General features: G+C 63.5%; 1 protein-coding gene. It reads right to left on the bottom strand.

All coding sequences use genetic code 11. The features are described 5' to 3' along the window. Window positions 1–334, bottom strand: a 334-nt coding sequence (locus EN851_RS34850) for a 5'-nucleotidase C-terminal domain-containing protein (protein WP_189587349.1), incomplete at both ends; no start/stop codon positions are given.

The raw sequence follows: 334 nt of genomic DNA on the forward strand, positions 1-334 counted from the left end.
GGCCGACATCTCCAGCCATTCCTTGACCTGCGCGCCGGTGATTTCGACGGCTCGCACAGTGTTGGGATAGAGATAGAGGTCGGCGACGTTTTTGATGGCGATGTCGCCCACCGGGACGTCGGTGTAGTAGTCGGCGCCGCTGCGCCCGCCCGCCTTGAAGGGTGCGGCCGCCGACAAAAGCGGCACGTCCTTCCACTGCGTGCTCTTCAGTATGTCCTTCAGGTACCAGCTCTGCGCCTGGTTGACGATCTGCACCGACGGATCATCGGCCACCAGCGCGAAATAGGAATAGAGCGGCGCCGAGGTCTTGCCGACGGGACGGCGCACATAGGCG

The sequence above is a fragment of the Mesorhizobium sp. M8A.F.Ca.ET.208.01.1.1 genome, from assembly GCF_004791315.1.
Classification (GTDB): Bacteria; Pseudomonadota; Alphaproteobacteria; order Rhizobiales; family Rhizobiaceae; genus Mesorhizobium.